The organism is Mesorhizobium sp. M7A.F.Ca.US.010.02.1.1 (assembly GCF_004023085.1).
Taxonomy (GTDB): domain Bacteria; phylum Pseudomonadota; class Alphaproteobacteria; order Rhizobiales; family Rhizobiaceae; genus Mesorhizobium.
The window spans coordinates 1-6,727 of sequence record NZ_RZRV01000022.1 but is presented as its reverse complement, the minus strand read 5'-3'; the positions used below and the strand labels follow the sequence as shown (position 1 = coordinate 6,727).

At 58.9% G+C, this 6,727-nt stretch carries 5 protein-coding genes and 1 pseudogene; 1 reads left to right on the top strand and 5 read right to left on the bottom strand.

Annotated elements, in window-relative coordinates; genetic code table 11:
- Positions 1–204: 204 nt before the first annotated feature.
- The 5 genes from EOA19_RS21535 to EOA19_RS21515 are packed head-to-tail and all read right to left on the bottom strand — an operon-like array spanning position 205 to position 5,800.
- Complete coding sequence (locus EOA19_RS21535; RefSeq protein ID WP_063169341.1) at positions 205–1,206, bottom strand: ABC transporter ATP-binding protein; 1,002 nt, start codon at positions 1,204–1,206, stop codon at positions 205–207.
- Positions 1,199–2,209, bottom strand: a complete 1,011-nt coding sequence (locus EOA19_RS21530; RefSeq protein WP_063169342.1) for an ABC transporter ATP-binding protein — start codon at positions 2,207–2,209, stop codon at positions 1,199–1,201. The genes EOA19_RS21535 and EOA19_RS21530 overlap by 8 nt, the downstream gene beginning before the upstream one ends.
- On the bottom strand, positions 2,206–3,138 hold the full coding sequence (locus tag EOA19_RS21525; RefSeq protein ID WP_063169343.1) for an ABC transporter permease: 933 nt from the start codon (positions 3,136–3,138) through the stop codon (positions 2,206–2,208). The genes EOA19_RS21530 and EOA19_RS21525 overlap by 4 nt, the downstream gene beginning before the upstream one ends.
- Complete coding sequence (locus EOA19_RS21520; protein ID WP_063169344.1) at positions 3,135–4,124, bottom strand: ABC transporter permease; 990 nt, start codon at positions 4,122–4,124, stop codon at positions 3,135–3,137. The genes EOA19_RS21525 and EOA19_RS21520 overlap by 4 nt, the downstream gene beginning before the upstream one ends.
- Positions 4,121–5,800, bottom strand: coding sequence for an ABC transporter substrate-binding protein (locus EOA19_RS21515; protein ID WP_063170379.1), 1,680 nt, complete (start codon positions 5,798–5,800; stop codon positions 4,121–4,123). The genes EOA19_RS21520 and EOA19_RS21515 overlap by 4 nt, the downstream gene beginning before the upstream one ends.
- 715 nt (positions 5,801–6,515) lie before the next feature.
- Between EOA19_RS21515 and EOA19_RS21510 the strand changes: the two are divergent.
- Positions 6,516–6,727: pseudogene (locus EOA19_RS21510) on the top strand (IS5/IS1182 family transposase); the annotation flags it as partial.

Here is a 6,727-nt window from a genome sequence, read left to right as displayed (position 1 = left end):
CTTCGTATCGCGGCGTTGGCGGTTTAATCGGGCCTAGTTCATTACACACTTCAGAGTGCCTCCCAGACATTGAGACTGATTCAAGATGGAGTGGCCAATTTCGACGGGTCTCAGCATTCTATCTGCATGGTGGTGTTCCAGCCCACCTGCCTGTGCAATACCAGATGGAATACGCTCATTGGGGTGGCGCTGATTGCATGCCTTTCACTTAGCGAGCCAGCAGGCTGACAGGTGCTGTGGTCCAACTTCGATCGCCGGCGGCTCCTCAGCTTTGCAACGGTCGAAGGCAAGCGGGCAACGAGGATGGAAACGGCAGCCCTTCGGCACGCGCGCGGCACTTGGAACCTCGCCCTGCAGGGCCGGCAACTCGGCGCGACCTGCGTTGCCGCCAATCTGCGGTGTGGCGTTGCGCAAGGCGACGGTATACGGATGGCGAGGGTTGAATGTGATCTCGTCGGCGCTACCAATCTCGACCAATTTTCCAAGATACAAGACCGCAATCCGGTCGGCGATCAGCCAGGCAAGGGGCAAATCGTGGGTGATGAACAGCAGCGCCATGTTGTGCCTGTCGCGCAAGTCAACCAGGACCTGAAGAATCTGAGCGCGTATCGAGACATCGAGCATCGATACAGGTTCATCAGCAACGATGAGTTCCGGCCGGACGGCAAGCGCTCCTGCAATCACGACGCGCTGGCGCTGCCCGCCGGATAGCTCGTGCGGGAAGCGGGCGAAGAAATCGCCGGGAGGATTGAGCCCAGCGGCCGCAAGCGCTTCACTCACCCGGTCGGCGAGTTGAGTGGCGTTACCGACCAGCCGCAGGGACTGCAACGGCTCCGCCACGATGTCGAACACGGTGTGTCGCGGATTGAGGGCCTGATAAGCGTCCTGGAAGATCATTTGCACGCGACGCCGGTACGGACGTAGAGCCGAGAAGCCCTCTACCGACCTCATGTCGCGGCCTTCGAACAGCATTCTGCCGCCAGTCGGCTTGGCAAGCTTGGTGATGACGCGGCCCACAGTGGTCTTGCCGCTTCCCGATTCGCCGACCAGGGCGACGATCTCGCCCCGCCCGACGTTGAGGTCGATCCCGTCTACCGCGCGCATGGCGCCGACAGATCGGCCCAGGACACGGTCGAACAGACCGCCCTGGATAGGAAAATGAACTTGCAGGCTCTCGAGACGCAGGATGCCGGCAGTGTCAGGCATGAACAGCGACCTTGTCTTCTTGCGTCAAGGACCGGTGAAGGTGACAGGCGACACGTCCCCGCCCGAACTTATTGAGGCTGGGGACTTCGGTCGCGCACCCCCCCATGACCGACGGGCAACGCGGATGGAAAGCGCAGCCCGAGGGTCGATTCACCAAGTTGGGAGGATCACCCGGTATTGGCCGGATCATCTTTTTGCCGCTCGCTGGGTTCGGGATCGATTCGATCAGCTGTCGGGTGTAGGGATGTTTGGGCTGGGCGAAAATCTCGGCGACAGTGCCATCCTCGACGATGCGGCCCGCGTACATGATCATTACGCGATCACAACACTTAGCCACCACAGAAAGGTCGTGGGTGATCAAAATCAGGGCGAGGCTCAACTGCGATCGCAAGTCGCCTAGCAGGTTAAGGATCTGAGCCTGAGTGATGACGTCGAGCGCTGTGGTGGGCTCGTCACCAATGATAATCGAAGGTCGACACGCGAGCGCCATGGCAATCATCACCCTTTGTCGCATTCCGCCCGACAACTCGTGAGGGTAGGCGGAACCACGATCCGCCGGGATGCCGACCAGTTGAAGCAACTCACTTCCCCGCTTGGTCGCCTCGCCCCGCGACATGCCGAGCTTCAGCATGCATGGCTCGGCGATCTGCTTGATAATGCGGTGAACAGGATTAAGTGCGTTCATCGCGCCCTGGAAGACAACGGACGTTTCGCTCCAGCGATGTGGCCGCATCGCCGCATCATCGTCGATCGGCAGTCGGTTGCCACGATAGCGCACTTGGCCGCCGCTGACCCGCGCGTTGGGTGATAGTAGACCAGCGATCGCCATCGCGGTCGTGGTCTTGCCACTGCCCGATTCTCCGACGAGGCCCACGGCCTCTCCGGCTCGGAGCGCGAAGCTTACGCCGTCGATTGCTCGCAATGAAACGCCCTTGAGCCCATAATCGACAGAGAGCCGGTCTATTTCCAGAAGCGGTGTTTTGTCCTGGGAGGAGCTGGTCATGGGATCACCCTCCGCCGTGGATTGAACGTGTCGTCAAGGGCACTGCCAATCAGGACGAAGCTAAGCGAAACCGTGAGTACGCACAGTCCTGGGGCGCCGAGGTACCACCAGGCTCCAGCACTGGCCGCGCCGGCGCGCTGAGCGAGCGAAAGCAAAGTGCCCCATGAAGGCTGCAACGGGTCCCCGAGTCCAAGGAATGAGAGCGATGTCTCGACATAGATTGCGCTGGCGACCACCAGCGCACCATTGGCTGCGATTTGCGGCACGAGATTGGGGAGGATGTGCCGCACCATGATGCCGAAATTACTGCTACCCGCAACGCGCGCACGATCAATGAATGGTCGCTCCTTAAGCGACAGTGTCTGACTCCGGACGATACGTGCAACAAAGGACCAGCTTGTCATGCCTATAACGACAATGATCACGAAAAGAGAAGGACGGAAGCCCAGGATTTCTCCACCGCGCCCCATCACCTCGAGAACCACGGGTGTAATGACCAGCGCCAGCACGAAGGACGGCATGACAAAAAAGAAGTCTGTCAAGCGCATCAGCCAGACGTCGACCCTGCCACCATAGTAGCCAGCGGTCGTACCGATTGTAGTCCCAACGACGAGGCTGATCACAGTCGCGAGTAGCGCAATCGTAAGCGAGATCCGGGCACCATGGAGGACCAGATTGAGCACGTCCCGCCCGATTTCGTCCGTGCCGAGCAGATGCTCGCCTGATGGGGGTGCGAGGAAATCGCCAGTTGCATTGATCGCAGTCTGGAGCGGTCCCGCCAGAATATTGGGGACCGCTCCCACAACAAGAAAGAATACCAGACATACGAGGCCCACCTGAGCACCGCCATAGCTGAGAAATTGACGCAGAAAGCCTTTTATTGCGCGCGCCCGGCCTCGCGGGCAATATCGAACAATATTGTCGCTCATTGTCGGACCCTCGGATCTAGAAGGCTGTAGGCAAGATCGGCTACGAGGTTTGCGAGAACAATTGAAACGCCAAGCAACAGGAATATGCCTTGAAGGACTGGGTAGTCCCGTGCGTTGAGTGCTTCCACCGTCAGCCCGCCGATACCCGGCCAGGCGAAAACGGCTTCGACAGTGATGGCCCCGGCGACCACATAGCCAATATTGAGGGTGATCAAGGTCACGACCGGTAGCATTGCATTGCGAAATGCATGACGCATCAGCATTTGACCGTTGGTCAGCCCTTTCGCCCGTGCGGTTACCATGTAATCCTCGGTGAGTACGTCACTCATTGCGGCACGAGCGACGACGACGTACTGGCCGATTAGCCCAAGCGCCACCGCAGTGGCGGGAAGCGTGAGATGTTGCAGGTAGTCGAGGAACGAACCAAGAGAGCCCGTGATCAGGCCGGGCGAGTATGCACCATAGCCCGGGAGCCAACCCAATGCCGTGCTGAAGATTACCACCAGGATCATGCCGAGCCAGAAAGCCGGCGTAGAATAGAGCGCCAGAGAGGCTCCGGTTGCGATACGGTCGCCGGCTCCTCCCCGGCGCCAGCCTGCGTAGATCCCAAGCATCACCCCAATAACGATTGCCATTATCTGAGCAACCCCGACTAGGACTATGGTGTCCGGCAGGCGTTCCGCTATCAGGTCTGCGACATGCCTGCCCCTGAACTTGAAGCTGTAGCCGAAATCGCCGCGGAGTGTTGCCGACAGGTAGTCGACCGCCTGGTCCGGGAACAGCGGCCGGTCAAGGCCCCAACGTTGGTTCTGCGCCTCAATCTGCTCGGCGGTGACGCTGACGCGCGCCCCGCCAAGCAAAAGAGATGCAGGGTCACCTGGAATAACTCGGAATAGGATGAAGTTCAGGACTGCCACCATCAGGAGGGTTATAGAGGCCCTGACGATGATGCGCAGGATGTGACGGCTCCCTCCCCCTCCGTTCACGGCGCGGGCACCGGCTTCAAGCGATCGAATGGGAAGTAGCTGTCCATCGACATGATGCCTTGCTTTCCCCAACCCTCGAAGCAATCCCTCCGGTGGGCTTCGAGCAGGGTGGGGTAACATAGTACGATGTAAGGCGCTTCAGTATAAATTAGTCGCGCTGCCTGGTCGACCAGCTTTTGGTTTTTCTTGAGGTCAACGGTGACCTGCACCTCCGCGAACAGTTTGTCGAACTCCGCATTCGTCCAGTACGCCTTGTTCTTGATGCCGATGGAATTGCTGCTGCCGAAGATGAGCAGGTCTTTAGGTGTTGGGCCTTGCCAGGTATCGGAAATGAGCAGATCCCACCCTCCGCCGCCTTTCGCCGGAGCTGCGGCGCGGGCGCTCAGCGCACCGGAGTCGAGCCGAGTCACCGATACAGGGATACCGATTTGCTCCAACCAGCCAGCGATAAACTGCACTGCCGCGACCGGCATCTCTATATTTGCTGAAGGTCCAGACACCAGCTCTAGCTGGAAACTCTTCCCGTCCTTGTCCTCCCGAATGCCATCGCCGTTCGTGTCCCGGTACCCTGCGGCGTCAAGCCGGCGGTTGGCTTCGGCGAGATCGAAGTGGCGCCTGATGTCGTTCAGATCTGAATAGTAATCGGCCGCCACCGGCATTGCGAGTCCGACACCAGGGTCGGCGTGTCCGCGCATGGCTCGATCGACGATGGCCTTCTGATCGATCGCGTAGCCGAGCGCATCGCGAAACGCCGGATCCTGCAGAGCCTTGGTGCTACCTGCGCCATCTCCCGAAGCGGTGTTGAAGGCGAGATAGGTTTTCTGAGCTATGCGGGATTCACCGACTACAATGTCGGGATCCTTCGAGAGATCAGCCCACTGGGCGGACGTCAGGTAGTTGCCATAATCGAGTTCCCCGCTCTTAAGACCTTGCGCAATCGGATCGGCGGCATCGAAGGACCGCAGGATCACCCCCGCGATTTGGGGCTTCCCCGTACGGAAATAGGGGTTCGGCGTCAGGCGTGTAAACTGGCCCTGGTGAAACTCCGAAACGATCATAGGTCCCGTACCCACCAAAGGCGGATCGTTGCGGAAGGTTACGCGTGCGTCAGCATAGCTGATGTCCTTCCAAATGTGCTCGGGAACGATCATTATGATATTGTCTATTGGCCAGGTCGCGGGGAACTTGGTCACGATCTGCAAAGTCTCGTCGTCGAACGCTTTGATGGACTCGACGTTCTCAAGACCGCTGGTGCTGTTCCACCCGACGTTTAGCTCGTCGGGCTTGCCTATGGAATCGTGCAAATAACTATAAGTGAACGCCGCGTCCCTAGCGGTAGCAGGCTGGCCGTCCGACCACTTCATGCCGGGCCAGATCTTGAAGGTCCAAGTGAGGTTGTCGTCGGCGACGGACCAAGATTGGGCAAAGCCCTTTCGATCGTCGTATCGCTGGGCGTCTATGCAGACCAAGAAATCATAGCAAATAGCCAAGGGCCAAAAGGAGCCCCAAGTGGCGAAGGGGTTCATCGAATCAGGGCCTCCACCCAGTCCGCCGATTCGCAGGATGCGATCGTCGCACGACGAGGCGAACGCCCTCGAGTTAATCCCCCAAGGGGTCGCCGAAATCGCCAGCATTGCCTTCATAAGCGCACGACGATTATATGAGTATTGGCTCATTTTATCCTCCCTGTTTGCCGGCTTTATCATCACTTCATGTTCACACGACCACGATGATCTACGGCCTCAACCCGGAACATCTGGCTTCCTTTTGACGGAAGCTCCACAGTCCCCTCATTCCAGATAAGTAGCAGTGCCCAGGGGGGTGGTTCCTGCAAATTGGCCGCTGTGCCTGCATGAATCCGGCGTTTTTCTCGATTCTGGGCACAGCTAGCCAGAATTAAAGTCGATTGGCCGGTTCCAGCTCCTGGCGGCGCCCACGGACAATTCGCATATAGCAAACGAGGCAGTCATTCAGGTTCTGTTCGCGACCTCGGGTTGGAGGGTCCCGTCGAGCCGCAAACGCCTTTATCACGGATGTGTGATGTCGGAATGTCGATGCCGAAATTCCAGAGGATATCCTCTTCCGGCACACGACGGTCTAAGAGGCGTTCGACAAGCTGCGCGCCGCGCAACAACACGGAGCTTGAGCCGCCCGTTGAAAAACGATGTAAACGCTGATGGATCTCCAGCCTGATGCGTGGCCGCCAGCTCGTCGACCGTGAACTATCCGCAAGCCATTGATCTGGCCTTTTGATTGAGGCGGATAGCGTCTTTTGAATTGCAGGATTAGCGGTATTTGGACGCTGTTTTCCTGCAATTCGGTTTTGCGATTCCCTTGTGCTGCGGAGCGTGATTCACTCGGTTCGGCGGCGGCGAATCGAGGGGACGGCGAATGTCCAAGCCACGCGAGACGGGAGAGCAGGACCTGTTCCGCTCCAGGCTCGATCAGATCATCAACATGAAGCAGGCGATCGACCGGCCGGTGCTGGAGGAGCGTTTCGGCGCCGTCTATTCGGACGGCCCCGGCATGCCGCCGCTGCCGACCCGGCTGATGGCGGGGCTGGCGATCCTCAAGCACACCTTCAACCTGTCGGATGAGGTGCT

What these genes read in the sequence shown, in the direction of transcription:
- EOA19_RS21535 (WP_063169341.1), bottom strand. Translation starts at nt 1,206, where the DNA reads ATGCCTGACACTGCCGGCATCCTGCGTCTCGAGAGCCTGCAAGTTCAT.
- EOA19_RS21530 (WP_063169342.1), bottom strand. Translation starts at nt 2,209, where the DNA reads ATGACCAGCTCCTCCCAGGACAAAACACCGCTTCTGGAAATAGACCGG.
- EOA19_RS21525 (WP_063169343.1), bottom strand. Translation starts at nt 3,138, where the DNA reads ATGAGCGACAATATTGTTCGATATTGCCCGCGAGGCCGGGCGCGCGCA.
- EOA19_RS21515 (WP_063170379.1), bottom strand. Translation starts at nt 5,800, where the DNA reads ATGAGCCAATACTCATATAATCGTCGTGCGCTTATGAAGGCAATGCTG.